Genomic DNA, 1,266 nt, shown 5'->3' on the forward strand with positions numbered 1-1,266 from the left:
GAGTACGCGCGGCCCCGCGCGGTGATGATGGCGTCCGCCGGCGCCCGGGCGGGCGTCGACTCGCTCGAGTTCGAGCAGGCGGTCGCGGAGCTGCGGCGCGTCATCGCGCGCTACCCGCGCGACGGCGAGTCGCTGCTGTCGGCCGGACGGATGCTCGTGCAGCTGGCCGGACGCGTGCGCGCGGCGAAGCAGGAGCCGTACGCGGACGCGCTCGAGGCCGAGGCGCTCGCGGCGCTGGCCGCGGCGGTCGAGGCGCGGCCGCGGGACCTGGGGACGCGGACGGCATACGGCCTGGCCCTCGTCCAAGCGGGTGACACGGCCGGGGCGAAAGCCGAGGCCGATGTGCTGCGGCAGCAGGTGGGGGACCGCTCGAGTCACGCCCGGAGGATCGATGCCGCCGTCGTGGCGCACGAGAAGGCCGAGAAGGGCGAGTAGCCGCTTCGGCTAGACTCGGTCTTGCGATGGACGCGACGACACCCGCCGAGCAGATGCCCCCCGACGACGCCGAGGCCGGCGTCATCGAGACCTCGCCCCACACCGCGGGCATGGGGCGTGACCTCGTCTGGACGACGCTGACGACGGTCGCGGTGCTGCTCGGCAACGTGGTGATCGCCTCGCTGCTGGCTCACCGGGGGGCGGCGGATGTCTTCGGGCCGTTCAACCTCGTGAAGCGGATCTCGGCGGGGCTGCTCCCGTTCCTGACGCTCGGCCTGACGGTGGGCGTGGTGCGCTCCATCGCGGCCGCGGCCGGCGAGCGGGAACGGGACGCCCACCGTGCGGCGGCCGTCGCGCTGTCGCTCGGCACGACGCTGGCCGCCGGGCTGGTCTGTCTGCTCACTCCGGGTCCCGTGTCGTCGCTGCTGCTCGGGGTGCGCGACCCGGCGCTGCTGCTCGCGCTGTGGCTGTACTCGCTGTCCCTGGTCGTCAACGGGCTCGCGTACTCGTTCTACCGCGCCGAGCTGCAGCAGGGCCGCGCCAACGTCATCAACATCAGCCAGACGCTGCTGCCGCTCGCCGTGCTCGCGCTCGCGCCGGCGTCGTGGAGCGCGGTGCGGCTGCTCGATCTGGCGGCGGCGCTTGTGATCGCGTGGAGCGGCGGAGCGATGCTGCTGCGCGTGCTCGCCGGGGCGGGCGCGCTCGCCCGGCCGCGCGAGCTGGTGGCGTCGGGCCGCGCGATGCTCGCCTACTCGTTGCCGAGGGTTCCCGGCGGCGTCGCGCTCGGCTTCATGCTCGCGATCGGCCCGACTGCGGCGAACCGGGCGGGCG

At 74.8% G+C, this 1,266-nt stretch carries 1 protein-coding gene; it reads left to right on the plus strand.

Going from position 1 to position 1,266, the window contains the following annotated elements; all coding sequences use genetic code 11:
* Positions 1-461 precede the first annotated feature (461 nt).
* Positions 462-1,266, plus strand: an 805-nt coding sequence (locus FDZ70_10875; protein ID TLM65725.1) for a hypothetical protein, incomplete at its 3' end; no start/stop codon positions are given.

The organism is Actinomycetota bacterium (genome assembly GCA_005774595.1).
Taxonomy (GTDB): Bacteria; Actinomycetota; Coriobacteriia; order Anaerosomatales; family D1FN1-002; genus D1FN1-002.